Below are 25,228 nucleotides of genomic sequence, written 5' to 3'. Positions count from 1 at the left end.
AAAAACTTAGGATGTTGTAATTTTTATAATCCAAACCATTTTAAGAATGGAACGGCTTTAACGATAAAGAACATAATTAAGCTGAATCCTAACCAAAGTCCGAATACCCCGATAAAATATTTAGAAGTATTTTCTGATTTAAAAAACTTTGCCAAAGAAATACTGAGTACCGCATAAAACCAAATAGAGAAAATATCAAGTTTATGCATAAACCAGCCGGCAATTGTATCTTTTTCCATATTAATAAAACTTCCAACGCTGGTATCCATAAACATTTTACCCATTGCAATTGATACAATAATTATTACAATAACTTGTAAAACAACAATATAATGAGGTAAGCCATATGCAGTCATTGATGTTTTGTAAGCTCCATCTCCTTTTAATGCAAATTTAACTAACAGATAATAAACTCCGGCAAGAATGAAAAACGATAAAAATACAATTATAATAATTCCTATTATTGAAAAAATTAATTGTGTTGATCCACCTTTTTCCATTTGTTCTTGTATCATATCAAGCTGTTGATCAGCCTGCTCTTGTGTCATTTGGCCTTTATCTACAGCTTCTTGAAAATTCTTTTCAATCTGTTCAATTTGTTTATCCATCATATTGGATTTAACTTCCGCATTATTCATCAAAATTACAGTAGATAAAATTGAAAAAATTATTACAAGTCCAATAGGAATTAACCACTCAACGGTTTTGTAAGGTAAATTTGCCAATTTCTGAAATAGATTTGCAGGCTCAGATAATACGCCAATCATTTTATCGGTAAATCCAAGTTCTTCTTCTTCAATAATTTCATCAGACGGATTTTCGCGATTGTTTAAATCGTCCATATTTTTATTCCTTATTTAAATTGATAAGCGGAATTAGTTAATTTGATGAATATAAAATAAGAATAAAATATAAATTTGTCATATTTTAAAAATGTTTAAAATTCTAAAAACGATAAAATTTACCTTCATAAATTTAAAAACGGTAAGTTAGTAATTTAAGATTTTGAGGAAAAGATGAAAACAATTATTGAACCGTTCAGAATTAAATCTGTTGAACCGATAAAATTTACAACAAAAGAAGAAAGAATTAAAATTTTGGAAAATGCGGGTTTTAATCCATTTTTAATCCATGCAGACGATGTTATAATTGATCTTCTAACTGATAGCGGAACTTCCGCAATGAGCGCAAAGCAATGGGCGGGAATTATGGAAGGCGATGAATCTTATGCCGGTTCCAAGAGTTTCTACAGATTTGAAAATGCCGTTAAAAAAATTACGGGTCATAGTTTTATCATTCCTACACATCAAGGAAGAGCGTCCGAAAAAATTCTTTTTTCAATTCTTGGCGGAACAGGAAAATTTATTCCCAATAATACGCATTTCGATACAACTCGCGCCAATGTTGAATTCAGCGGTGCCGAAGCCGTTGATTTACTAAATGAAATTGGAAAACATCCTGAGATCAAAGCGGATTTTAAAGGAAATATGGATGTTATGAAACTCGAAGAATTCATTAATAAAGTCGGTGTTGAAAACATTCCTTTGGTAATGATAACAATTACAAACAATTCCGGCGGCGGACAGCCGGTTTCAATGCAAAATATTAAAGATGTGAAATCTGTTTGCAACAAATACAATTTACCGCTTTTTATTGACGCTTGCCGTTTTGCGGAAAATGCGTACTTTATTAAAAAAAGAGAAAAAGGATATGAAAATAAAAGCATTTTAGAAATTTCACAGGAAATGTTTTCTTATGCTGATGGCGCGACTATGAGCGCGAAAAAAGATGCTTTAGTTAATATCGGAGGATTTTTATCTCTTAACAATGAAGAATTGGCGATGAAATGCAGAAATTTGTTAATTGTAACGGAAGGTTTTCCCACATACGGAGGTTTGGCTGGAAGAGATTTGGAAGCGGTTGCGCAAGGTTTGGAAGAAATTGTTGATGAAAATTATCTTCAATACAGAATTAGAAGCATTGAATATTTGGGCGAAAAATTAGTGAATGCCGGAATTCCTATTATAGAACCTCCTGGCGGACACGCAATTTACATTGACGCAAAAAGATTTTTACCTAACATTCCTCCGGATCAATTTCCGGGTCAATCTATTGTCAGCGAAATTTATATTGAAGGCGGAGTGCGCGGAGTTGAAATAGGCAGCGTTATGTTCGGGAAATATGGTAAAGACGGAAATACGATTTCTCCGGCAATGGAATTGGTTCGTTTGGCAATACCAAGAAGGGTTTATACCCAAAGTCATATTGATTATGTTGCTGAAGTAATTATAGAAGTATTTAAAAATAGAGAAAAATTAAAAGGCTATAAAATAATTTATGAAGCTCCGATGTTAAGACATTTTACTGCAAAATTTAAAAAAATTATTTAAAAATTATGAAACTAAAAAAGACATTTTCGTTTATTGATAAAAATCAAATTTGGCGGCTGCTTATTTCCGAATCCGATAAGTTACTTATAGAAACAAGAGATTTAGAAAATAAAGAAGTATTCTTTAACTATATTGATTTGAACACCGGAAAGTCAATTTTAAAGAATTTCCAATTGGAAGAAAAATTTTGGATCGGCATTGAAAAAATCTATAAAGAAAAAATGATTTTTCACCATTACGCAAAACCGAATATGCCGGAACACAAAAAAATAATTGTATATGATATTTTTCAGAATCAAATAATTTGGCAAAATGATGATTTAGTATTTTTAACGATTTTTGATGATAAAATTTATGCAATCAAAAAAAAATTCGAAGGCAGGGAAATTTACATCTTAGATATTAATTCCGGTGAAATAATTGGCAACGTTGAAAATGAGGATGATAAATTAAAATCAGTTTTGGAAAATGTAAACTTCGAAGATTATTCAGATTACAAATATCCCGAAACACATTATAATGACGAGCAAACCAACGACGAAATAATTTCAAAGGAAACAAAGGGTAATTGGAATGTAACGAACATTGATAAATTACAATTCGGTGATTTATTGATGTTCAATTACCACGTGAAAAAAGAAAATAATTCTCTTGATAATATGTTTGCCGTTTACAATATTGAAAAAAAGAAAAAAGTTATTTCTGAAATTTTAAATAAAAATTTAAATTCATATTCACCCGATTCATTCTTTTGCTACAAAAACAATTTGATTGTTCTTAAAAATAAAATTGAATTATTTTCATATAAAATTGTTTAATAATTATAGGTGGATTTATGGAATTAACTCCCCAAGAAGAAAAAATGCTGCTTTCATTGGCGCATTTTTCAATTGAATCGGGATTTCGTCCAACACACAAAAATTTACCTTCTTCTGAGGATTTTCCAATTCTTAAAACAAATTCAGGTGCCTTTGTTACAATAACAATTAAAAAGAAGCTTCGCGGCTGCATTGGCTACGTTCAAACGGAAGATGAATTAAGTAAAACAGTAATGGATGCGGCATATCAAGCGGCATTTAATGATCCGAGATTTGAGCCTTTAAATGAAGATGAATTTCCTCAAATAAAATTGGAAATATCAATTTTGTCTGAGCCATTTCCATTGGAAAATTACGAAGAAATTGTAATAGGCAAGCACGGATTGATTTTGGAAGATGTTGGAAGAAAAGCTTTGCTGCTGCCCCAAGTTCCAATTGAACATAAAATGAACCGAGATCAATTCCTTTCCGCACTTTGCAGAAAAGCCGGACTTTATGAAGAATATTGGAAAATCAAAAATTTGAATTTGAAGGCATTTACAGCTACGGTATTTTCCGAAGAGGAAGTATTAAAATGAAAATTGTTAGAGAACCTAAAGTCGCAGGCATGTTTTATCCAAGTTCAAAATCTGAACTTGAAAAAACTATTAACACATTTTTTGATAATATAAACCTTGAATCTAACTTTGTAAATGTTAAAGGAATAATTTCTCCTCATGCGGGATATATTTATTCGGGTCAAACTGCGGCATACGGGTTTAAAACAATTCTAAATAAAAAATTTAAGAACGTAATTGTAATTTCACCAAGTCATAGAGAATATTTTCCGGGCATTTCAATTTATAACGGAACGGCTTATAAAACGCCTCTTGGCGAAATAGAAATAAATAAAGAATTAAGTAACAGTTTTGTTGAAAAAAGTAATTTAATTTTTCTTGGTGATGAAGGACATAAAGCCGAACACGCATTGGAAGTTCAGCTTCCTTTTTTACAAATTGCGTTAGGTGAGTTTAAATTAGTGCCGATTGTAATTGGCGATCAAAGTAAAATGTTTGTCAATGAATTAGCGGATGTATTGCAGAATTTTGTTAATGATGAAAATTTATTTGTTGCAAGTTCCGATCTGTCGCATTTTTACAAAAGAGAAAAAGCGATGCAGAAAGATGGAAGAATTGTAGATCATATAAATAATTTTGAATTTGGCGAACTTCAATCAGATTTGGAAACAAAAAAATGCGAAGCATGCGGAGGCGGAGCAATTGTGGCAGTAATGAAATCCTTAAAAGAAAAAAAATATGAACATTCTAAGGTTTTATCCCAAACAGATTCCGGTTATATAACAGGAGATACTTCGGAAGTTGTGGGCTATTTATCTGCTGTTATCTATAATTAAATAATTTATACTAGCTAATTTTCAATACCGCACAAAATCCTAAAATATATTATATTTGCGAATCTTTTTAAATAATTTGAGGTTTATCATCGCACAGAATAACAGAAATGATATAGTTGATAAAATTGTATCTCTTGCTAAAAGGCGCGGATTTGTTTTTCAATCAAGTGAAATATACGGCGGCTTGAACGGCTGTTGGGATTATGGTCCGTTAGGCGTTGAATTGCTGAACAATATAAAATCGGAATGGTGGAAAGCAATGACATACCGTGAAGATGTTGAAGGTTTGGACGCCGCAATTTTAATGCATCCCAGAGTTTGGGAAGCTTCAGGTCATGTTGAAAATTTTACCGACCCGATGATTGACTGCAAACAATGTAAAGCAAGGTTCAGACTCGATACTTTAGGCGAAGCAATTGCGGATAAGAAAAAAGAAAAGTTATTTGAAACATTTTTAGAAAAATCAAAAGATGAGAATGTTAAATTATTAATTAATTCTGATAAAACATTAGATGAAAAATTTGAAATGCTCTTATCAAATAAAGATAATGCCGATTCGTTTTTGGAAGAAATAAATTGTCCCCAATGCGGCAACAAAGGAACTTTTACAACACCGAGAAATTTCAATTTAATGTTCAAAACTTTTCTTGGTCCAGTTGAAAAACTTGAAAATGCTATTTATTTAAGACCTGAAACTGCACAAGGTATTTTTGTAAATTTTCTAAATGTTCAAAGCGCTAGCAGACAAAAACTTCCTTTCGGTATTGCTCAAATCGGAAAAGCATTTCGTAACGAAATAAACACGAAAAATTTCCTTTTCCGTACTCGTGAATTTGAGCAAATGGAAATGCAGTATTTTGTAAAGCCTGCCGATGACAAAAAACATTATGATTCATGGAAAGCAACAAGATTGGAATTTTATAAAAAATTGGGTATGACACCGGAAAAACTTCGTTATCATGATCATCCGGCAAATAAATTAGCGCATTACGCAAAAGAAGCCACCGATATTGAATATGAATTTCCTTTCGGCTGGGGAGAAATCGAAGGCATTCATAATCGAACAAATTTTGACCTTGGCAGACACGAAGAATATTCCGGAAAATCGCAAAAATATTTTGACGAAGAATTAAAAGAAAAATATATTCCGTTTATAATTGAAACTTCAGCCGGAGCTTCAAGATCGTTTATGGCATTTTTAGTTGACGCTTATAATGAAGAAGAAGTGAATGGTGAAATAAGAGTCGTCTTAAAATTCCATCCTAAACTTGCGCCTATAAAAGCTGCAATTTTACCTCTTGTAAACAAAGACGGCATGCCTGAAATGGCAAGAGATATTGAAAATGACCTTCGTCCCTTTATGAAAGTTTTCTTTGATGATAAAGGAGCTGTTGGAAGAAGATACAGAAGACAAGACGAAGCCGGAACTCCATTTTGTATAACTATTGATACGCAGACTATGCAGGATAATACGGTTACGGTTAGGGACAGAGATTCAATGGAACAAATCAGATTAGATAGAAAAGAATTGTTAAAATATTTTCTTGAAAAACTAAGATAGTCAGCTTATAAATACTTTATATAAAATAGAAAATCTTTATAAAAAATTATAAAGTGAGTTATTTCAAAAAAAGGGAGAATCATACTTCCTTTTTTTTATTTTTACCTTATTAAGTAAATTACTTTAATAAAAAATAAATTTAATTAGAAATGCTTTAGGAGAAAAATGAAATCAAAATTATTTGTAATATTTTTGTTATCATCCGCGATAATTTTTGGACAAGCCAGAAAAATTGAATTTACCGAATATGATCTTGATAACGGGCTTCACGTAATTCTACATAAAGACAATTCAACTCCAATTGTCGCCGTTTCAATTATGTATCATGTAGGCTCAAAAAATGAAGATCCGGTAAGAACAGGATTTGCTCATTTTTTCGAACATTTAATGTTTGAAGGTTCTGATAATATTCCACGCGGTCAATTTGATAAAATTATGGAAAGCGCCGGCGGGACAAATAATGCCAATACAACACAGGACAGAACTTACTATTATGAAATTCTTCCTTCTAACCAATTAGAATTAGGCTTGTGGATCGAATCTGAAAGATTGCTTCACGCAAAAATTGATACGATTGGAGTCGAAACTCAGCGTAAAGTTGTGAAAGAAGAAAAAAAACAGCGTTACGAAAATCAGCCATATGGTTCAATTTTAGAGGAAACATTTAAAAGAGCTTATAAAGTACACCCTTATAAATGGCTTCCAATCGGTTCTGCTCAATATATTGATCAAGCGACTATTGACGAATTTAGAGATTTTTACAAAACCTTTTATGTCCCTCAAAATGCCACACTTGTAATTGCCGGTGATATTGACGTTAAAAAAACACAAAGCTTAATAAAAAAATATTTCCAAGATATTCCAAAATCCGTTAAAGCGGTTCCAAGACCGGAAGTAACCGAACCGCCTTTGGCAGGAGAGATTAAAGATACGGTTTATGATAATATTCAGCTTCCACTTGTTTTGCAGGCTTATAGAATTCCGAAAATAGGAACAGAAGATTATTATGCGTTGGAAATGCTGACAACATTATTATCATCAGGTGAAAGTTCTCGACTCCAGAAAGCAGTAGTTGATCAAAAACAAAAAGCCGTTAATGTCGGCGCATTTCCGTTTTCACTTGAAGACTCGGGACTTTTTATAGCTTACGGCATTAGCAACAGAGGAGTTTCTGCCGATGAGCTAGAAGCTGCAATGCAGGAAGAATTAGATAAATCAATAAATGAAAAAATTAGCGAAAAAGAATTTCAGAAATTGAGAAATCAAATTGAAAATGATTTTGTAAGCGGTAATTCGACTGTTGCGGGGATTGCAGGTAATTTGGCAACATACCATGTACTTTATGGAAATACAAATTTGATTAACTCGGAAATAAATAATTATATGAAAGTTACAATCGACGATATTCAAAATGTTGCTAAAAAATATTTAACTAAAGAAAATAGAGTTGTACTTTATTATTTACCGAAATCCGCTCAACATTAAAAAGTTTATAATGAATTGGAGAAATTAACATGAAATTCAAAATTGCAGTTTTTTTAACACTTTTTACCTTAATAAATTTGGTTGCGCAAGTCGATAGAAAAGTTCAGCCGAAACCAGGACCCGCACCTGAAATAAACTTAGGCGAGTATGAAACGTTTACGTTGACTAACGGATTAAAAGTATTTGTAATTGAAAATCATAAATTGCCTAAAATTAGTTTTAGTTTAATATTAGATCGTGATCCGATACTCGAAAAAGAAAATGCAGGTTATACTGAACTTTCTGGTCAATTATTGAGAAGAGGAACAGCAACTCGCACAAAAGATAAAATTGATGAAGAGATTGATTTTATTGGTGCGGATTTAAATACTTCATCTGCCGGAATTTCCGGATCTGCGTTAACCAAAAATTTTGATAAACTGATGGAAATATTTTCGGATGTTTTGCTGAATTCTGATTTTAAACAGGAAGAACTTGATAAATTAAAAAAGCAAATGCTTTCAAATTTAGCTTCCGTAAAAGATGATCCTGAAGCTATTGCCTCAAATTTAAGAAGTGTTTTAACTTACGGCGCAGATCACCCATACGGCGAAGTAATGACAGAAGAAACGGTTAATTCAATAACTTTGGATATGTGCAAAGATTATTATAAAAAATACTTTAAACCTAATATTGGATATTTAGTTTTTGTAGGTGATATAAATTTAAAAGACGCTAAAAAAATAAGTGAAAAATATTTGGGCTTATGGCAGAAAGGTGATGTAGAAAAAGTCGAATTCCCTTTACCGAAAGCACCTTTGATAACAAAAGTCGGAATTTCAAATCGTGATGCCTCTGTTCAATCGGTAATCAATGTTTCATATCCTGTTGAGCTTAAAAAGAATAGTCCCGATTTAATAAAAGCGTCTGTGATGAGCGCAATTTTAGGCGGAACATTTTCTGCAAGATTGAATCAAAATTTACGCGAGAAACATGGTTACACTTATGGAGCCGGTTCTTCCTTAAATTCAGATAAAATTATAGGAAGTTTTAACGCTTCGGCAACTGTAAGAAACTCGGTGACAGACAGCGCCGTTACCGAAATTTTTAATGAAATGAAAAGAATAAGAAATGAAAAAGTTGAAGCGGACGAATTGAACAGAATAAAAAATTATTTAAATGGAAGTTTTTCTCGTTCGCTTGAAAGTCCGCAAACCATTGCTCGCTTTGCGCTGAATATAGCAATGTATGATTTACCGAAAGACTATTATAAAAATTATTTAAAGAATTTAGATAATGTGACAGCCGAAGATGTGCAGGAAATGGCAAAAAAATATTTAAAGCCTGGCAATGCTAATATTATTGTTGTAGGAAATGCAGGCGAAATTGCCGATGGTCTTAAGAAATTCAGCATCAGCGGAAAAATTCAATATTATGATATTTACGGAAATGAATACGATCCTAATTTGAAAAAAGTTGAAGAAGGTGTTACAGCCGAAAGTATAATTGAGAAATATATTGAAGCAACCGGAGGAAGAGAAAAATTATCGTCAATCACTGACAAAACAATGGAATTTAAGGGTGTTGTTCAAGGAATGAATGTTAAATTAACTATTGCTCAAAAAGCTCCAAATAAGCTTTTTCAAGAATTGGATTTTTCCGTTGGAAAGCAGACAACTATTTTTGACGGTGAAAAAGGAAGGGTTGAAGGAATGGGACAAGTTCAAAATTTAGAAGGCGAGATGTTGGAAGATTTGAAATTCCAATCAATTTTAAATTCATTTTTAGATTACGCAAAAAACAATATTAAAGTTGAATTAGACGGTATTGAAACAATTAACGGAAAAGACACTTATAAAATTGTAACAACAATTCCTTCAGGGAAAAAAACAACACACTACTACGATAAGGAAACATCGTTCAAAATTAGAGAAGTAAATACAATAAATTCACCGCAAGGTATTTTTACTCAAACTATTGATTTGGATGATTATAAAGAAGTTGACGGAACAAAGCAGCCATATAAACTTACTCAATCAGTTGGTCCGCAAGTAATTGCATTAGAAGTAACATCAATAAAAATGAATATAGGCTTAAACGATTCGATGTTTGAATTAAAATAATATTTAAAGAAAAATCTCAGGCTGAAGCTTAAAGATTTTTAAAAAGAACTTAGCGAAGTCCGTAAATGCGGACTTCTTTTAATTTTTAAATCTATGTAATTAAATTTTATTCGGATATAATCATTCAATTTTAAGTTGCATTATTATTTAATAAAAGAAAAAATATATGGAAAAAAGAAAATATTCTACAATAGTTTTTGATCTTGGCAACGTACTTTTACCTTTTAATCATCAGAATTGGGTAAAAAATTACAATGAAATTGAAAACGGATTAGGCGACAGATATTATAGAAAATATTTGGATAATTATCTTATGCACAGAGATTATGAAGCCGGAAAAATTACGGATGAAGAATTTATAACAATAAATTTAGAATGGCTGGAAAACAATATTGATGCTGAAAAATTTTGCGAAATGTATTCTGATATTTTTTCCGCGAATAAAGACGTGATTGAACTTTTACCCAAATTGAAACTGAATTACAATTTGGTATTGTTGTCAAACACCAGCGGAATACACAAAAAATTTGGTTGGGAGAATAACAAGTTTTTGGAGAATTTTGACGAGTTAATTCTTTCGCACGAAATTGGCGCGGTTAAACCCGAAGAAAAAATTTACAGGGCGGTTGAAAATTTTACCAAACAACCGAGCGAAACTCATATTTTTATCGATGATGTTCTTGAATATTCTGAAGCCGCAAAAAGTTTCGGCTGGGATGGGATTCAATTTATAGGATATGAAAATTTAACAGAAGAATTTAAATCAAGAGGAATTAAATTCTAGTTCAATTAAATTAATCATTTTCTGAATATCTTAAATTTTACTTAATCCATTCTTTCCAAATGTCCGGTTCGTAACCAATGGTTACTTCGTTACCGTTTCTTATAATAGGTGTTTTAAAAAGAAGCGGATCATTTATTAACTCCTCTTCAATATCAAAAACCATGTACTTCATTCCTCTTGAATTATATTGTTTGGAATTTTTATCTATCAGATCTTCAATTGGTATTTTTCTTTTAATATTTTCCAATTCCCCGGGACTAATGCCTTTTTCACTTAAATCTCTAAAATGAATTTTAATGTTTCTCTCTTTAAAAAAACGTTCAGCTTTTTTCGTTTCGTTACATTTTTTGGTGCCGAATATTTGAATGTTCATAATATTTACTATTTTGAATGGAACAATTTTTTAAATGTTTAGTTAAAAATAGAAATCTATAAATAATATACAAAAATTAAATGCAGACAAAAATCTTTCAAACAGTTGTATCGTTTTTTTTAATTTCCAATATACTATTTGCACAAGGCGCAAAATTTGATTCGTTATTGAATTTGGGAGTAAGCCAAATTTACAATATGAAGTTTGGAGAAGCGGAGAAAACATTTTTAAAAGTTCAAAAAGATTTTCCCAAACACCCGGCCGGAAAATTTTTTGACGCTATGATAGTTTGGTGGAAAATAATGATAGATCAGGACAATGAAGAATATGATGATTTGTTTGAAGATAAATTAGAAAACGTAATTGATTTTTGCGATGATCTTTTGGATGAAAACGAAAAAAACGTTGACGCGATATTTTTTAAAGGCGGTTCGCTTGGATTTAGAGGAAGATTATATTCAATTAGGCAAAAATGGTTTGATGCCGCTCTAGATGGAAAAGAAGCGCTGCCGTTAGTTTATGAAGCTTACGAAATTGATCCGAAAAATGAGGACGTAAAATTAGGTTTCGGAATTTATAATTATTACGCGGAAGCTATTCCGGAGAAATATCCGTTTATTAAGCCGGCAATGCTGTTTATTCCTAAAGGCGATAAGAAAAAAGGAATTGAGCAATTGAAAGCCGCGGCGCAAAAAGCAAAATATGCCGCAATAGAATCAAAATTTTTTCTGTTGACTTCATATTACCAATTTGAAGAAGATTTTGATAAAGCAAAAATTTATGCTGATGAATTGACAAAACTCTTTCCAAACAATCCGATATTTGAAAAATACTTGGGAAGGATTTATATTAAAAAAGATGATTATAAAAACGGCAGCATGATTTTTCAGGATATGATTGAGAAGTGCGAAAAAAAATTAGTCGGTTTTAATAAAAGTGTTTTAAGAGAAGCCAGCTATTACGTTGCTGTTGAACAAATGAGAAAAAATCAAATAGAATTGGCAGAAAAGAATTTTAAAATTTGTGAAGATGTTTCCAGAGTTATTGATAAAGAAGATGAAGAATCGGGTTTTTTGATTAGCGCGCTGGTTTATTTAGCAAAAATTAATGAACAGCAAGGTGATAAAAGCAACGCGTTGAAAATAAATAAAGAAATATTGAAATTAAGAGATTATAACGGATCTCATGATAAAGCAAATATGGCATTAAAAAGAATTAAGATATGATAAAGAAGATCCGATCTGTTTTCAAGACCGGATCCCATCAATAAAAATTATAAACCGATATGCAAACCTACGCTGAATGCGAAAACATCTAACTGATGAATACCAGGCATATTTTCCGGAGCTGATATACTTGGATATGCTTTAACATCTCTTTCAGCACCAAGCAAATATTCAGCAGCAGCTTCAACTGTATAATTTCCAAATGAATAACCGCAGCCAGCTGTAATAACATGATTTGTTGAACTTGGGAAAAGAACGTTTAATGTTTCGTCCGGTGCTGGAGCTGGATCATAATAATATCCCAATCTTACTGCGGTAACCGGAGTAACCATTAATTCACCGCCCAAACGAATTTGAACTGCGTCTTTCCAATCTAATTTAAATTCGTCATTTCCTTGAGACGCCATTGCTAATTTCCAATAGGAATTATCATAAACAGCAACTAATTTATCAAGTTCCGACCATTGGCTGTATTGAGCGTCTAATTCTAAAGTTAAACATTTGTTTGGTTTATAAGCTAAACCGCCGCCTATCCATAAAGGCCAGGTAACGTCTCTGTCAAAATCACTTTCTCCAGGACCAGGAACAATACCCATTGCTGGAATTGTTGGCAATGCTGGGAATAAAGTATTTTTTGCTGTTCCGCTCATTGCAACTTTGGTTGCTAATCTTACTGTTGCGCCTGCGGTTAATTGGTCATTGAATTTATATCTTAAACCTAAAGTTGCACCAACTCCTAATCCGGTTGATGATTCCTCAAATTGTCTAAATCCTAATCCCAAAGCAACTCCCTGAGCTATAAATTGTTTCATATCAAACATTGCATATGAAATATTTACTGCCAAACCAACAGAAAATTGATCTGTAACCTGATATGCAACTGCAGGAGAAATTGTAATAACACCAATTTTGGATAAAAATTCAGTATCCTTTGCATTTGCGCCGGCAAAATCTGTAGCATCCCATTCTGCGCCTAATCCGGCAGGAACGTAAACACCCAGTGCAAGAGCTAATTTATCCATTCTGTAGTTTGCCAATAATCCGCCAGTAGGATAAATATTTGAAGCAGTAGAAGCGTCAATATTTGCTGCATCAACTTTGTAAGATCCAATTGGCATAACACCCGTAAAATAAGCAAGAACAGATGCTTTTTGATCCGACAAACCTGCAGGATTCCAGTAAATTGCAGTTGCATCATTTGAAAGAGCCACAAATGCTCCGCCCATTCCTAAAGCGCGAGATCCCAAACTATTTAAACTCAAACCATTTGCAAAAACACTTGAAGTAATTGCAAATATTAATATAAAACTCAAACTCAGTTTTACGATTTTTTTCATGTTTCCTCCATATTTTGATTGGTATGTGTGTTCAAAAATAATATAAAAAGAAATTATTCCTCAATAAATTTTTTACCCAAAAGCGCTCTTTTAATAGATTCATCCAATATACCCGGCATACTCATATGATTCATAAACGCCGGCATTCCCGCATCCCAAAAGTACATATCCATTCTATGCATTTCTTTTTGAGTGTAAACGCTGATGCTGTTTCCTTCTTGAATAAGTAGAATTTCGATTGGATATGCTGTTAGGTGATCAATTCCCGGACACATATCGCCCTTTTTTTCTCTGGCACTTCCTGAAATGTTAAATGAAACGGATTCTGTTTGAGGTCGAGTAATGCCCAATAGAACTGCATCTTTTTTCGGCGATTCAATTTCAGAGATAATTTTCCATTTTAAATCATCGGCTTTCTGGTAATTTCTATAATTTTTATCTTCTGTAGTCGGTTGAAAAGCCTCAAGGTTTTTCACAATTTCATCTTTTAGTTCTCTTATTCCTTCAAAACCATTTGTATTTTCCATACTGTAAATTTTTGGAAATTGATCCTGATCGTTAAAAAGTGTTAAAGGTCCAACCATCATAAACATGTCTTTAGACGATTCGGCTAAATCTTCGGCTTCTCTTATTGGCTCCATTGCTTTTTCAACCTTTTCTCCGCTAACTACACTATGAAGAAGATTGATTAAATTTTTCTTATAAATTTTCGTTTTTGAAATTGCCTGACTGTAAACATCTCTTTTATTGTTTTCATAAAGATCATTAAAAACAATTCGATTGATTGTTTCAGGATCAGTTATGATTACATTTGTTCCTGAAGGCGTTTCGTAAATTCCAATTCTTAGAAATCCGGCAATTAAATATTTGGAACCATAAGAAGTGATGGTATTTAAATATTCGTCGGATGTTAATATTATGAGATGTGCCTTAAAGCCGCACATTTCTTTTGAATCTTTTTTAACGTAATCGGGAGTGTGAATTGCAATTGAATTTAATACCTTGAAATTAAATTTACCGGCATTATCAACTATAGCTTTTTGAATTTCCGTTATGCTTCCGTTTGCCGCTTTGTTGGTTAATAAATAAATTCCGTGCTTTGATGCAAAACTAAAAGTTGAAAAAAATAAAATTAGAATTAATATTTTTGATCTCATCGTTTCCTCACATTCAAAGAAATTACACAAGCAATTCTTTTAATTTTTGTTTAATTGACGCGCAGTTTCCAAAACTATTGTAAACTTCGCAGTCTCTGCAAATTAGATCTTTGCATATATTATTTTTATGTATTGTCATCCAGCAAGGTTTATCATAATTGTTAAAATAATCGCAATTCGCTCTATCTGATTCAGAACAATTAATAATTGCCCAACAAGGAAGCAGCGCGAGTATTCTTCTAATTCCTTCAATATTAATTTTCAAATCGTTTATTGTATGTTTAACGCATTTTATTCTTTCAAGATCAATATCGGAGTACAATCTTTGGTTACTGCTTTTACGGAATGGAATTATCAAACCTTCGCGTTCATACATTCTTAAAGTATGTACGGAAATTTCTAAAAGTTTAGCTGCAGTGCTAATTGTATAAATTGGAGAATTTATTGAACTTTTCATAAAAATTGAAAATTAACATCAAATAATATTAACTTTCTTAATAGTGAATGGTGTTAAAATTATGTAAAAAAAAAATATATTCATACAAAAATATCTTAATAACTTAATTAAATTCAAATTTGATACGGGGTCTTAGATTTGTTTCTAAATTTTTAATGATGTAAACAATTGTAAATCGCGTAAAATATATAGTATTTATTAAATAATATTATATATCTAAATATTCTAAATTTTTATAAAGGGTTAAAATTTAGTGGAAATTCCGATTCTGTGAATTGCGCCTACTTCGCCGAGTGAAGAAAATGAATAGTCGAAATTGTAATTTGATATAAGTATGCCGATTCCCAAATTTATTCCTGCCAAACCTGCTGTTCCGCCGATTTTAAATTCTTTACGTTTTTCGTTATCATAGCCGAGTCTTAATTTAACTACATTGCTAAGCCTAAATTCCCCGCCAAATGTAAATTGTTGAAATCTTTCGCCAAAGGAATTGTAGCTGCCGTTTAGTTTATTTAGCGAGGCAAAGAAAGTTAGCGGAAAATGTAAAAGTGTTTTGGAAAAACCTAAACGGATATCAAGTGGAAGTTTTTCAGAATATGAATAATACTGAGTAATTTGAGAACCAAGATTAAGTATTGAAAATCCGAAATTCCATCTTTCTTCCGGAATGGAATAATGTAATCCTAAATCTGCCGCTAATCCGGTTGATGAACGATCCGCAATTCCAGAAAAAATAAATTTAATATTTGCGCCGTAGTAAAAATTTTCGCCCAACAAATTTGAATAACCAACTATTGCCGCAAATTCTCCGGCTCCAAACTCACCTGTTTCAATTCCGTCAATTGTTCGTCCGTCAAAAGTTCCGTAATTTATGTATTGAATTGCCGCGCCGAATCTTCCTATTCCCTCAAAATTATGCGAATAAGAAAATGCCGCAGAGTTAATATCTAACAAATGCTTTACAAATGAAAACGAAACGGGAGAATCTTTTAAGTAAGCAATTCCAGCCGGATTATAAAAAATAACATTGGGATCATCATTATTTGATACAAAACTTCCTGCCAACGCCGAGGCGCGCGGACTTTGATCCAACTGTAAGAATTTAAATGTTTCCTGTGCAAAAGCCGAAATTCTAAAAACTAAAATGAGTATTAATAATATTTTTTTCATAATTAAGTAAAATTAACTAATTGATTTTAAAGATAAAATAATTTAAAGGCAAGCTGATATATTTTTGACCTAAACACATAAATAAATAAATAGGAACAATAACGGCAAGAAAATGTTAAAATCAACGATTCAATTTCTAAATTCATTCTATTCTGCATTTTATTTTGATTTAATATTGGGTATTTTGCAACGCCAAATAAAAAAAATTATATGCCATTTTTGAAAACAATAATTCTTTTATTCATAATAGTTAACAGCGTTTTTTTAGCGCAAAAAAAGACAAATTTAGAAATTGTAGATTCTCTATTAGGACTTTCTGTCTCCCAAATCAGTAATACGTTTCAGAATAAAGAGCAGAATTATAAATTTCAATTTAACAGCCCCGAAGATTACATTGCGCTTTCTAACTCAATTTTAGAAAAATTGCAAAAAAACGGATTTAAATTTTCTACTGAGGTAGAACAGAGTGAAATATTAAATTATTCAATAAAAAATATCTCTGTAGGTTATCCAGAAATGTTCAGAGATGGAATTTTTGGAAATTATCTTGTAAATAGAAAAATTTATTTGGAAGGCTCATTTTATTTAAGCGCAAATGGTAAACTTGGCGAAGTTGAAAATTTTGTATATAATGTTTCAGATACCTTAGCTTTAGACGATATTAATTCGGTTCAAAATATTGCTTACGGGTTTACTTCACCTGAAATTCCGAATGAACCGTTTTTCTCAAGTATTATTGAACCAGCAATAGCTGTCGGAACCGCGGCTGTGGCAGTTTATTTATTTTTTAACGTTAGAAGCAAATAATTATTTTTGTAATTTTATTTAATTTATGTGATCAGGAAAATTTATCAATGAAAAAAATTTTAATATTATTATTCTCATCAACCCTAATTTGGAATTGCTCCTCATCCGTTGACACAACTACTTTAACATCCGAGCAGCATTTGGAATATGCAAAAAAGTTAATGCTCGATGAAGAATATGACGATGCTGTAAAAGAATTCCAATCAATTTTATTACAATATACCGGAAGTTCAATAAGCGACGACGCGCAATATTTTTTGGGTTTTACTTATTTTAAGAAAGAGCAATATCTGCTTTCAGCATATGAATTCAGCAAAGTTATTAAAGATTTTCCGGCAAGTGATTTTGTTCAAGACGCACAATTTATGCTTGGTGAATCTTATTTTCAATTATCGCCAGATTTTCAATTGGAGCAAAGTTATACAAAAAAGGCAATTGAAGAATTTCAAGCATTTATTGAATTTTTCCCAACACACCCCAAAGTTGATGAAGCTGAAAAAAAAATTGCCGAACTCTATTCCAAATTTGCAGAAAAAGAATATCAGAATGCTGTGATTTATGAAAAGATGGAATATTACAACGCCGCAATCCAATATTATGAAAACGTAAAAAATACATATTTCGATTCCAAATTTGCGCCTTTGGCACATTACAGATTAATAAATTTGTTAATTTTAAAGAACAAAAAAGATGAAGCTTTAAGAAATATAGCGGATTATATAAAAAAATATCCTAACGATGATAATGTAGAAGATTTAAAAGAACTTTCACAAGAATTAGAAAAATCTTTAAATGGCTAAAAAAAAATTTGTTAAAGATTCTGTTGTAACTATGACCGAGCTCGTTTTGCCTCAGCATACAAATCAGCTTGGAAATTTATTGGGCGGACAATTAATGCATTGGATTGATATTTGCGCAGCGTTAGCCGCAAGCAAACATGCCGAAAAAGTTTGTGTTACCGCGTCTGTTGATAATATTGACTTTCATCTTCCGATAAAGCTAGGTTACGTTGTTACGCTTATTGCTTCGGTTAACAGAGCGTTTAACACTTCAATGGAAGTGGGAGTTAAAGTTATTACAGAAAATTTTATTTCTAGAAAAAATTTGCACACAAATTCAGCATATCTTACTTTTGTTAGTGTGGATAAAAATGGCAAACCTGCCAAAACATATGAGATTATTCCGGAAAACGAAGATGAAAAGAGGAGATTTGACGAAGCTCTCCAAAGAAGAAAGCAAAGGCTTACCGAAAGGAAAAATAATATCTAAATATATTTTATCATTATTGCTTATTTCAGTAAATGTTCCGGCTCAAACACTTTTAAATAATTTCGGAATATCACAAGAAATTGTAACATATCCGGGATTTACAAAATTTACATTTATTGACTATAATGACGATGGTATCGACGATATTATTTTATTCGGAAGTCAGCAGAAGAGTTTTGTTCTCCACAAAGGTTTAGCCGAAGGTTCATTTGGAGCGGGCGAAAGGAAATTCTTTTTTTTTCCAATTGATGATTTCAAATGGATTAAAACATCGCCAAAAGGCGAAAACTTTTATCTTTTCGTATCAAGGAATAAACGAATGGCAGGACTCGTTTCATTCAATAAGACTAACAATTTACAGCTGATTGATAAAATAGAATTCAATTCTTATCCTACATCTTTTGAAATTGTTGATCTGGATAATAATTCGGAAAATGAAGCCATTATATCCGGAACAAATTTTAAGGGATTTAAAATCCTTTCATTAAAAGGCAACAAAATAATTGAAGAATCTTCTTATGATAAAAACATTTTCCGCGAAATCATTCCTTTGGATTTCAACCAAGATGGATTTACTGATTTGATTGGAATTGACATTCTGAATAATTCATTAAAATTTATGGAAAGCTACCCTGATTACGCATTCAATGAATCGAGAGATATTTCATTTAATAAAACTTTATATTCTTTCAAAAAAGTACATTATAATAATGATGACTTTATTGATTTGGCGGTGGCTGACGGCGACGGATTAAAAATTATGCTCGGCGATTCTGTTTATTCTTTTTCGCAAACACTAAAGTTTAATTTTGATTTTATTCCAAGCATATTTGAAATCGAAGATTTCAATAAAAATAATTTTAAAGATATTGCGGCAATAAATTTTGATACGGAACAAGCCTACATTAAATTAAATGATATAAAATATTTAGTAATAAATTATGAAATTGAAGGAATAACTGATTTAAAGTATTTAAAAAATAAATATGCAAATTCGGTTTTGATATTAAGCAAAAATGGTTATTTAAAACAATTAGGCGCTTTAAAAGATTGGAGAAATTCGTTTAATTATTCCATAGGGGGAATCCCGAAAAAAATATATTTAAAAAAATCGGGGAATAAATTAGAGAGTCAAATAATTATCTCCGATATTGAAAATAATTTTGCTACAATTTTAACTCTTGATAAAAGAGGGAATTTCTCAAATCAGAATGTTGAAAAATTTGTAAATGACTTTAATCAAATTTCTATATCTCCGGTATCTAATATGCTTGCGGCTTTTACAAAATATGAAAGACTGATTGAAATCAGATCCGCAGAAAGAAAACCAAAAACGAAAAATCAAAATTTTATTTATGCTGCGAATCCGGTTGAAGAAATATTAATTGATTCCACCGATAATTTTTACACTCTGCAAAAGTCGAATGCGGGTTTATATTATACAAAAATGGAATTTGATAAAGATCAATATAAGAACAGGTTTTCAACTTTTATTGATACTTCTGTGGTGGAGCAAATTTTAAATTCAGCAAATGATATGTTTTATTGGCAAAATGTAAGCGGAAGTCTGAGTTTGAAGAATTACAGAAATAAAAATTACCGAACTATAATAAGTAAAAAAATCAATCAGACAGATAAACCTAAAGTAACAATATTAGACAGATCAAGAAAAAACAGTCAAGAATCAATTCTCTCGATTTTACATTTTAGTGATTATGAATTGATTATTCTTTATGACGGAAAAACGACAAAGCAGATTAGGACAAAAAACATTTTATTTAAAGCTTTATTTGACGAGTCAAATTATTGGTACTATCAAGATAAAAGAAAAAATTATATTTTATATTTTAAAAAAGAGAATAAAGTTCAAAAATTTAAATTAGATTTTAATACAGATTCAGTTAGCCGTTTGGCGGATTATTTAACGCCGAAAATTATCGATTATTCGATAGAAAATTTTGAAGGACAACTTTATTTGATATATACCGCAACTGATAAAAGTATAAAATTTCAGAAAATTTAATGCTGATAAAAAAAATAATATTTTTAGTTTTTTCCTCCAGCTTATTGTTTGCGCAAAGTTTGGATTCGCTTTATAACGAATTTATTTCTATTTATTCTTACTCGAATTTAAGTTCGCAATATCAAAGAGAAGGGAATGAAAATTTTAAATGCGGATTTGGTATTTCTGCATCTGTAAAGTCTCGTTTAAATGAGTTTTCATTAGAAAAGCAGAGCAAAATAGAAGAAATTCTTGAAAGACCCGATTTGCAGAAAAGTTTAATAAGTCCTTCTGGCATTTTTAAAATCCATTATGACACAACCGGAATAAATACAATTGCCTATGATGTAAATGAATTAGCCCTTGCGTTTGATTCCGCATACACATATGAAATTGAAGTTTTAGGATATCCAGCTCCACCCAAAGATGGTTCTAACGGCGGAGATAATAAATTTGACGTTTATGTTTTAGCGTCTGCCGGAGGATATGGCTCAACTGAATTGGAAGACCAAATCAGCACAAATAAATATACAAGTTATATTAAAATTCATAATAGTTTTTCGGGTTCGTTTTACACAAAAGGAATAAATGCGGCAAGAGTTACTGCCGCTCATGAATTTCATCACGCAATTCAAGTAGGGAATTATTTATACAGAGATTCCGACAGATTTTACTTTGAGCTTACCTCAACATCTATGGAAGAATTTGTTTATGACGATGTTAATGATTATTACTATTATATGAAAAGTTATTTTAATAAACCAAACAGAAGGCTTACACGGTTTAATACCGGAACCAATGACGGTTATGATGTTGCTATATGGAATATTTTCTTGAAAGAAAAATTCGGTTCCGAAACGCCAAATATCGGAGACCAAATTATTAAACGAAGCTGGGAACTGATGGAACAAAAAGATCAGCGGGCAATTATCGCGATTCAAAATTCTGTTAGTCAGTATGGTTATTCTTTTGCTGATCTGTTTAACGAATTTGGAATTTGGCTTTATTTTACCGGATATAGGGCAAAAGAAAATAATTATTTTTCCGAAGCAAGTTTTTATCCTTTGGTAACAAGAACTGTGGAAATGGAATTAGATCCTGCAAAAATGCCTATGATGATCAGCTGCGAACCGACATCATTAAATTACTTATTGATAAAAGATTTTTCTCATGGATTACCCGATTCGATTTTTGCCGTTTTTAGTAATTCAGATGTTAACGGAACTTTGACTTCCGGAAATAATATAAATATAGATTTTACACTTGCGACAAGTTCATTTTTCGGTTCGTTCGCTGTTAGTGAAAATTACTTTGCCAAAATGGAAGGAGTTAATAACAGTTATATTGGTCATAGTTACATTATAAATAATGAACTTGCATCAAATTATATTGAAAGATCAGTTATAGATTTTGTTTATCCTCAGCCGTTCAAATATGATAATTATGAAAGCATTTGTTTTCCGACTTATGCCGATGAAAGCGGAAATTCAAAATTGTATATTTTTTCTTCCGATATGAATTTATTGTACTCCAAATCTTTGCAAATTTCGGTTTCCGGTAAAATGATAGTGACTTGGAATGGATTGGATAATAATAATAAAAAATTAGCCAGCGGCGTTTACATTTACGTTACGGAAGCCAACGGAAAAATCAAAAAAGGGAAATTTGTAATATTGAACTAAAATTTTTCGATATAATTTTATATCATTCCGTACAAAATTTGAATTTATTGTTTCTTTTCTAATTATAATTTTTATTAAATGAATAACTATTCGCTTACACTTCAAAATATTACAAAATCCTTTGGAAGAAGATTAATATTTAAAGAGATCAATTATAAATTTGAAAGTGGGAAAGTTTACGGATTTTCGGGCAGAAACGGATCAGGTAAATCAACATTAGTCAAAATTGCTGCCGGATTAATTTCACCAACAAATGGAAAAGTAATTCATAAAGATTCGGACAAAGAAATTATTTCCGAAAAACTACATAATTATATCGGTTTTGTTTCGCCGTATTTAGTTTTATATGATGAATTTAACGCAGAAGAAAATTTGATGCATTTTTCAAATATCAGAGGAATAAAGTTTGATAGAGAAAGAGCGGATTTTTTGCTGAATGAATTTGAACTTTTAAATAGAAAAAAAGATTTGCTGAAAGGTTATTCAAGCGGAATGAAACAAAGAATGAAATTTATTTCCGCGCTTTTGCATATGCCTAAAATTTTATTTTTTGATGAGCCGACTTCCAATTTGGATAATTCCGGTAAAGAAAAAGTTTATGAAATAATAAATAGAGAAAGCAAAAATAATTTAGTTATAGTTGCGTCAAATGAAACTTCCGATTTGGCATTATGCGGTGAAGTTTTGGAAATAGAAAATTATAAAGTAAACATATAAAACCTCCGAGTATTTAAAACCTTGGCGGTTAAACATTATAAAATGAATGTAATTTCTGTATTTAAAAAAGATTGGGAATCTGAACTTAGAACGCGTTACGCAATAAATGCGCTGGCTATGTTTATTCTTGTTACAATAAGTGTGATTTTGTTTTCAATTGGTCAAGAAAAAGTCAGCATACATTTAACCGGCGGATTATTCTGGGTAGTTATTTTCTTTTCGGCAATGTCAGGATTATCGCGGGCGTTTGTTTCGGAAGAAGAAAGAGGAACGACTTTAACTCTACAGCTTATCGCTGCTCCTTCCACAATTTATTTTGGGAAATTATTATTTAATCTGATTCTCGTTTTTATAATGAATATAGCAATTGTATTTCTTTACTATCTGCTTTTTGAATCATTTATAATTTTAAACTTTTCACTTTTCTTTCTTTCGTTATTTTTAGGAAGTATGGGAATTGCGATATCTTCAACATTAATTGCCGCAATTATTTCCAAAGCAAATACGAAAGGCACACTTTATCCTGTATTATCTTTTCCAATATTATTGCCGCTGATCTTAACTCTAATGGAATTAACAAAATTTGCGATGGATGGAGATCCGGTTTCCGACGCTTTTGTTGAATTAGCCGTATTGTTTTGTTATGATGTAATTATGCTGACTGCGGGATTCATGCTTTTTGATTTTATTTGGAAAGATTAAAAAAAAGATTTAGTTCGTTATAAAAAATAAGAAATTTTATTATTCTTAATTATACATTACTGAATTTCTGTTTAATTAAATCCAAATTATTATATAATAAAAACGATAATTTTTAAGCTCACTTATTTTAGAAATCAATAATAATGTAAAAAAATGTAATTGATACTGCAATTGTATATTTTTTTGTTTTATCTTATTTCCATTTTGTTTGTATCTCAATTTTATGAAAAAAAAATTAAAAAAAGATTTTTATACAAGAGATGTTCTTATTGTCGCAAAAGAATTATTGGGTAAAATATTCGTATTTAATGATGTAAGAATAGACAAAAAACTTTCAGCTAAAATTGTAGAAGTTGAAGCATACGACGGCAATGTTGACGAAGCGTCTCATTCATTTATAGGGAAAACCGAAAGAAACAAAATAATGTTTGAAGAAGGAGGTTATCTCTATGTTTATTTTACTTATGGTATGCATTTCTGCGCGAATATTGTAACAGGAGTTAAAGATCATGGAACCGGCATTCTGCTTCGCGCAATGGAACCTATTGAAGGAATTGAAACATTTACTCAAAATAGATTCGGAAAAATTGATTTGAAAAATTCTGAAATTAATAAATTATTAAGCGGACCCGGCAACATCTGTAAAGCTTTTAATATTACAAAAGAGCAATATGGAAGTGATCTGACTAAGAACAGCATTTTTTTGTTAAACGACCAAGAATTAAACGATTCCGAAATTATTGCTTCAAAAAGAATAGGAATTAAAAAATCAAAAGATTTGATGTGGAGATTCTATATTAAAGATAATCCATGCGTTTCAAAAAAATAAATTTGGAATTCAATCAAATTTCTATTTTTTCGAATATAATTGTGTGTGATAATCCTTTGATTTGAAACTTCTTAAAAATTATGTTGTAATATAATTTAACCTTTGCGATTTTGGAGAAAAAATGCTGAAAAGAATTTTACAGTTTGGTTTTGTAATAATATTTTGTTTTTCAAATTTAACCGCTCAGAAAGACGAATTCAGAAATTTAGAAAACAAAGCTTTTTCGGTTGGAGAAAGATTAACTTTTGACGTAAAATACGGATTTGTAACAGCCGGTGTTGCGGTAATGGAAATTCCTCAAATTAAAAAAATTGCAAAAAGAGACGTTTTTCACGTAAGATTTAACGTAAATTCTTTGGAAAGTTTCGACGGTTTATTTAAAGTCCGCGATCGTTACGAAACTTACCTTGATGTTAAAGGTTTATTTCCTTGGCGATTTGAACAGCATATAAGAGAAGGAAATTTTTCTAGAGATTTTTCCGCATTTTTTGATCAAAGAAAAAATTCAGCAAAAACAAGCAAAGGAACTTATAAAATTCCGCCATACGTTAACGACATTGTTTCCGCGTTTTATTTGGCAAGAACGTTGAATTTTGATTCATTGAAAGTCGGCGAAAGCTTTCATTTGGAAAATTTCTTTAAAGATAAAGTTTATCCTTTGGATGTTGTTTACAGAGGAAAAGAAAAAGTTAAGGTTGAAGCCGGAACATTTAATTGCATAATGATTGAGCCTTTAGTTGTTGAGGGCGGTTTGTTCAAAAGCGAAGGCAATATTATAATTTGGCTCACCGATGACAATGTTAAAATGCCGGTTAAAGTAAAATCAAAAATATTAATTGGCTCAATTGACGCGGAATTGACGAGTTATGAAGGAATAAAACCAAAATTAGCCGCTACAAAATAAAGAAGGTTGTTAAAACTCAAAAAATAATTTCTCTTTTAATTTACTAAATGTAGATTCCCTTAT

24 protein-coding genes are annotated in these 25,228 nt (G+C 31.2%); 18 read left to right on the top strand and 6 right to left on the bottom strand.

What is annotated here, in order from left to right:
- Positions 1-23: 23 nt before the first annotated feature.
- Positions 24-842 carry a YIP1 family protein gene (locus tag IPK06_10620; protein MBK7980424.1) on the bottom strand — a complete coding sequence of 273 codons (819 nt, stop codon included), beginning with the start codon at positions 840-842 and terminating at the stop codon, positions 24-26.
- 174 nt (positions 843-1,016) lie between these two features.
- On the opposite strand from IPK06_10620, the gene IPK06_10615 reads away from it, so the two are divergent.
- The 8 genes from IPK06_10615 to IPK06_10580 all read left to right on the top strand — a co-directional run bounded on the left by IPK06_10615 (position 1,017) and on the right by IPK06_10580 (position 10,533).
- Positions 1,017-2,390, top strand: coding sequence for a tryptophanase (locus IPK06_10615; GenBank protein ID MBK7980423.1), 1,374 nt, complete (start codon positions 1,017-1,019; stop codon positions 2,388-2,390).
- 5 nt (positions 2,391-2,395) lie between these two features.
- The gene (locus IPK06_10610) at positions 2,396-3,208 is read left to right on the top strand and encodes a DUF4905 domain-containing protein (GenBank protein MBK7980422.1); all 813 of its coding nucleotides are present in this window, start codon (positions 2,396-2,398) and stop codon (positions 3,206-3,208) included.
- Positions 3,209-3,225: 17 nt separating this feature from the next.
- Entirely contained in the window at positions 3,226-3,786 is a 561-nt protein-coding gene (amrA, locus tag IPK06_10605) for an AmmeMemoRadiSam system protein A (protein MBK7980421.1), read from the top strand.
- Positions 3,783-4,601 carry an AmmeMemoRadiSam system protein B gene (gene amrB / locus IPK06_10600; GenBank protein ID MBK7980420.1) on the top strand — a complete coding sequence of 273 codons (819 nt, stop codon included), beginning with the start codon at positions 3,783-3,785 and terminating at the stop codon, positions 4,599-4,601. Before amrA ends, amrB begins: the two co-directional genes overlap by 4 nt.
- Positions 4,602-4,713: 112 nt before the next feature.
- The gene (locus IPK06_10595) at positions 4,714-6,162 is read left to right on the top strand and encodes a glycine--tRNA ligase (protein ID MBK7980419.1); all 1,449 of its coding nucleotides are present in this window, start codon (positions 4,714-4,716) and stop codon (positions 6,160-6,162) included.
- A gap of 165 nt (positions 6,163-6,327) precedes the next feature.
- The gene (locus tag IPK06_10590; protein MBK7980418.1) at positions 6,328-7,647 is read left to right on the top strand and encodes an insulinase family protein; all 1,320 of its coding nucleotides are present in this window, start codon (positions 6,328-6,330) and stop codon (positions 7,645-7,647) included.
- Positions 7,648-7,676: 29 nt separating this feature from the next.
- Positions 7,677-9,749, top strand: coding sequence for an insulinase family protein (locus IPK06_10585; protein ID MBK7980417.1), 2,073 nt, complete (start codon positions 7,677-7,679; stop codon positions 9,747-9,749).
- 166 nt (positions 9,750-9,915) lie between these two features.
- Positions 9,916-10,533: an HAD hydrolase-like protein gene (locus tag IPK06_10580; protein ID MBK7980416.1), complete on the top strand. Its 618-nt coding sequence runs from the start codon at positions 9,916-9,918 to the stop codon at positions 10,531-10,533.
- A 37-nt stretch (positions 10,534-10,570) separates the two neighbouring features.
- On the opposite strand, the gene IPK06_10575 is transcribed toward IPK06_10580, so the two are convergent.
- The gene (locus IPK06_10575) at positions 10,571-10,906 is read right to left on the bottom strand and encodes an ArsC family transcriptional regulator (protein ID MBK7980415.1); all 336 of its coding nucleotides are present in this window, start codon (positions 10,904-10,906) and stop codon (positions 10,571-10,573) included.
- Between the two features lie 80 nt (positions 10,907-10,986).
- Between IPK06_10575 and IPK06_10570 the strand changes: the two genes are divergently transcribed.
- Positions 10,987-12,132 (top strand): hypothetical protein, encoded by a 1,146-nt coding sequence (locus tag IPK06_10570; GenBank protein ID MBK7980414.1) that lies wholly within the window; start codon positions 10,987-10,989, stop codon positions 12,130-12,132.
- 47 nt (positions 12,133-12,179) lie between these two features.
- Here IPK06_10570 and IPK06_10565 read toward each other — a convergent pair whose 3' ends face one another.
- The 4 genes from IPK06_10565 to porQ form a co-directional block, all read right to left on the bottom strand.
- Positions 12,180-13,469 (bottom strand): outer membrane protein transport protein, encoded by a 1,290-nt coding sequence (locus IPK06_10565; protein MBK7980413.1) that lies wholly within the window; start codon positions 13,467-13,469, stop codon positions 12,180-12,182.
- Between the two features lie 53 nt (positions 13,470-13,522).
- Positions 13,523-14,626 (bottom strand): hypothetical protein, encoded by a 1,104-nt coding sequence (locus IPK06_10560; protein ID MBK7980412.1) that lies wholly within the window; start codon positions 14,624-14,626, stop codon positions 13,523-13,525.
- A 22-nt stretch (positions 14,627-14,648) separates the two neighbouring features.
- A complete protein-coding gene (locus IPK06_10555; protein ID MBK7980411.1) occupies positions 14,649-15,071 on the bottom strand; it encodes a MerR family transcriptional regulator in 423 nt (140 codons plus the stop codon).
- Positions 15,072-15,326: 255 nt separating this feature from the next.
- Entirely contained in the window at positions 15,327-16,253 is a 927-nt protein-coding gene (gene porQ / locus IPK06_10550) for a type IX secretion system protein PorQ (GenBank protein ID MBK7980410.1), read from the bottom strand.
- Positions 16,254-16,463: 210 nt separating this feature from the next.
- Between porQ and IPK06_10545 the strand changes: the two genes are divergently transcribed.
- The 9 genes from IPK06_10545 to IPK06_10505 all read left to right on the top strand — a co-directional run bounded on the left by IPK06_10545 (position 16,464) and on the right by IPK06_10505 (position 25,165).
- Positions 16,464-17,060, top strand: a complete 597-nt coding sequence (locus IPK06_10545; GenBank protein ID MBK7980409.1) for a hypothetical protein — start codon at positions 16,464-16,466, stop codon at positions 17,058-17,060.
- 47 nt (positions 17,061-17,107) lie between these two features.
- Positions 17,108-17,860, top strand: a complete 753-nt coding sequence (bamD, locus tag IPK06_10540) for an outer membrane protein assembly factor BamD (protein MBK7980408.1) — start codon at positions 17,108-17,110, stop codon at positions 17,858-17,860.
- On the top strand, positions 17,853-18,329 hold the full coding sequence (locus IPK06_10535) for an acyl-CoA thioesterase (protein ID MBK7980407.1): 477 nt from the start codon (positions 17,853-17,855) through the stop codon (positions 18,327-18,329). The genes bamD and IPK06_10535 overlap by 8 nt, the downstream gene beginning before the upstream one ends.
- Entirely contained in the window at positions 18,271-20,352 is a 2,082-nt protein-coding gene (locus IPK06_10530) for a hypothetical protein (protein MBK7980406.1), read from the top strand. Before IPK06_10535 ends, IPK06_10530 begins: the two co-directional genes overlap by 59 nt.
- A complete protein-coding gene (locus IPK06_10525) occupies positions 20,352-22,013 on the top strand; it encodes a hypothetical protein (protein ID MBK7980405.1) in 1,662 nt (553 codons plus the stop codon). The genes IPK06_10530 and IPK06_10525 overlap by 1 nt, the downstream gene beginning before the upstream one ends.
- Before the next feature lie 78 nt (positions 22,014-22,091).
- Positions 22,092-22,730: an ABC transporter ATP-binding protein gene (locus IPK06_10520; GenBank protein MBK7980404.1), complete on the top strand. Its 639-nt coding sequence runs from the start codon at positions 22,092-22,094 to the stop codon at positions 22,728-22,730.
- A gap of 42 nt (positions 22,731-22,772) precedes the next feature.
- Positions 22,773-23,432, top strand: coding sequence for a heme exporter protein CcmB (locus tag IPK06_10515; GenBank protein ID MBK7980403.1), 660 nt, complete (start codon positions 22,773-22,775; stop codon positions 23,430-23,432).
- A gap of 223 nt (positions 23,433-23,655) precedes the next feature.
- Entirely contained in the window at positions 23,656-24,261 is a 606-nt protein-coding gene (locus tag IPK06_10510) for a DNA-3-methyladenine glycosylase (GenBank protein MBK7980402.1), read from the top strand.
- A 121-nt stretch (positions 24,262-24,382) separates the two neighbouring features.
- A complete protein-coding gene (locus IPK06_10505) occupies positions 24,383-25,165 on the top strand; it encodes a DUF3108 domain-containing protein (protein MBK7980401.1) in 783 nt (260 codons plus the stop codon).
- Positions 25,166-25,228 lie beyond the last annotated feature (63 nt).

It is taken from the genome of Ignavibacteriota bacterium (genome assembly GCA_016713565.1).
In the GTDB taxonomy this organism is placed as follows: domain Bacteria; phylum Bacteroidota; class Ignavibacteria; order Ignavibacteriales; family Melioribacteraceae.
The sequence above is the reverse complement of the archived record's forward strand: the minus strand, read 5'-3'. Positions and strand labels throughout refer to the sequence as shown.

What these genes read in the sequence shown, in the direction of transcription:
- IPK06_10620 (MBK7980424.1), bottom strand. Translation starts at nt 842, where the DNA reads ATGGACGATTTAAACAATCGCGAAAATCCGTCTGATGAAATTATTGAA.
- IPK06_10615 (MBK7980423.1), top strand. Translation starts at nt 1,017, where the DNA reads ATGAAAACAATTATTGAACCGTTCAGAATTAAATCTGTTGAACCGATA.
- IPK06_10610 (MBK7980422.1), top strand. Translation starts at nt 2,396, where the DNA reads ATGAAACTAAAAAAGACATTTTCGTTTATTGATAAAAATCAAATTTGG.
- amrA (MBK7980421.1), top strand. Translation starts at nt 3,226, where the DNA reads ATGGAATTAACTCCCCAAGAAGAAAAAATGCTGCTTTCATTGGCGCAT.
- amrB (MBK7980420.1), top strand. Translation starts at nt 3,783, where the DNA reads ATGAAAATTGTTAGAGAACCTAAAGTCGCAGGCATGTTTTATCCAAGT.
- IPK06_10590 (MBK7980418.1), top strand. Translation starts at nt 6,328, where the DNA reads ATGAAATCAAAATTATTTGTAATATTTTTGTTATCATCCGCGATAATT.
- IPK06_10585 (MBK7980417.1), top strand. Translation starts at nt 7,677, where the DNA reads ATGAAATTCAAAATTGCAGTTTTTTTAACACTTTTTACCTTAATAAAT.
- IPK06_10580 (MBK7980416.1), top strand. Translation starts at nt 9,916, where the DNA reads ATGGAAAAAAGAAAATATTCTACAATAGTTTTTGATCTTGGCAACGTA.
- IPK06_10575 (MBK7980415.1), bottom strand. Translation starts at nt 10,906, where the DNA reads ATGAACATTCAAATATTCGGCACCAAAAAATGTAACGAAACGAAAAAA.
- IPK06_10570 (MBK7980414.1), top strand. Translation starts at nt 10,987, where the DNA reads ATGCAGACAAAAATCTTTCAAACAGTTGTATCGTTTTTTTTAATTTCC.
- IPK06_10565 (MBK7980413.1), bottom strand. Translation starts at nt 13,469, where the DNA reads ATGAAAAAAATCGTAAAACTGAGTTTGAGTTTTATATTAATATTTGCA.
- IPK06_10560 (MBK7980412.1), bottom strand. Translation starts at nt 14,626, where the DNA reads ATGAGATCAAAAATATTAATTCTAATTTTATTTTTTTCAACTTTTAGT.
- porQ (MBK7980410.1), bottom strand. Translation starts at nt 16,253, where the DNA reads ATGAAAAAAATATTATTAATACTCATTTTAGTTTTTAGAATTTCGGCT.
- IPK06_10545 (MBK7980409.1), top strand. Translation starts at nt 16,464, where the DNA reads ATGCCATTTTTGAAAACAATAATTCTTTTATTCATAATAGTTAACAGC.
- bamD (MBK7980408.1), top strand. Translation starts at nt 17,108, where the DNA reads ATGAAAAAAATTTTAATATTATTATTCTCATCAACCCTAATTTGGAAT.
- IPK06_10535 (MBK7980407.1), top strand. Translation starts at nt 17,853, where the DNA reads ATGGCTAAAAAAAAATTTGTTAAAGATTCTGTTGTAACTATGACCGAG.
- IPK06_10525 (MBK7980405.1), top strand. Translation starts at nt 20,352, where the DNA reads ATGCTGATAAAAAAAATAATATTTTTAGTTTTTTCCTCCAGCTTATTG.
- IPK06_10520 (MBK7980404.1), top strand. Translation starts at nt 22,092, where the DNA reads ATGAATAACTATTCGCTTACACTTCAAAATATTACAAAATCCTTTGGA.
- IPK06_10515 (MBK7980403.1), top strand. Translation starts at nt 22,773, where the DNA reads ATGAATGTAATTTCTGTATTTAAAAAAGATTGGGAATCTGAACTTAGA.
- IPK06_10510 (MBK7980402.1), top strand. Translation starts at nt 23,656, where the DNA reads ATGAAAAAAAAATTAAAAAAAGATTTTTATACAAGAGATGTTCTTATT.
- IPK06_10505 (MBK7980401.1), top strand. Translation starts at nt 24,383, where the DNA reads ATGCTGAAAAGAATTTTACAGTTTGGTTTTGTAATAATATTTTGTTTT.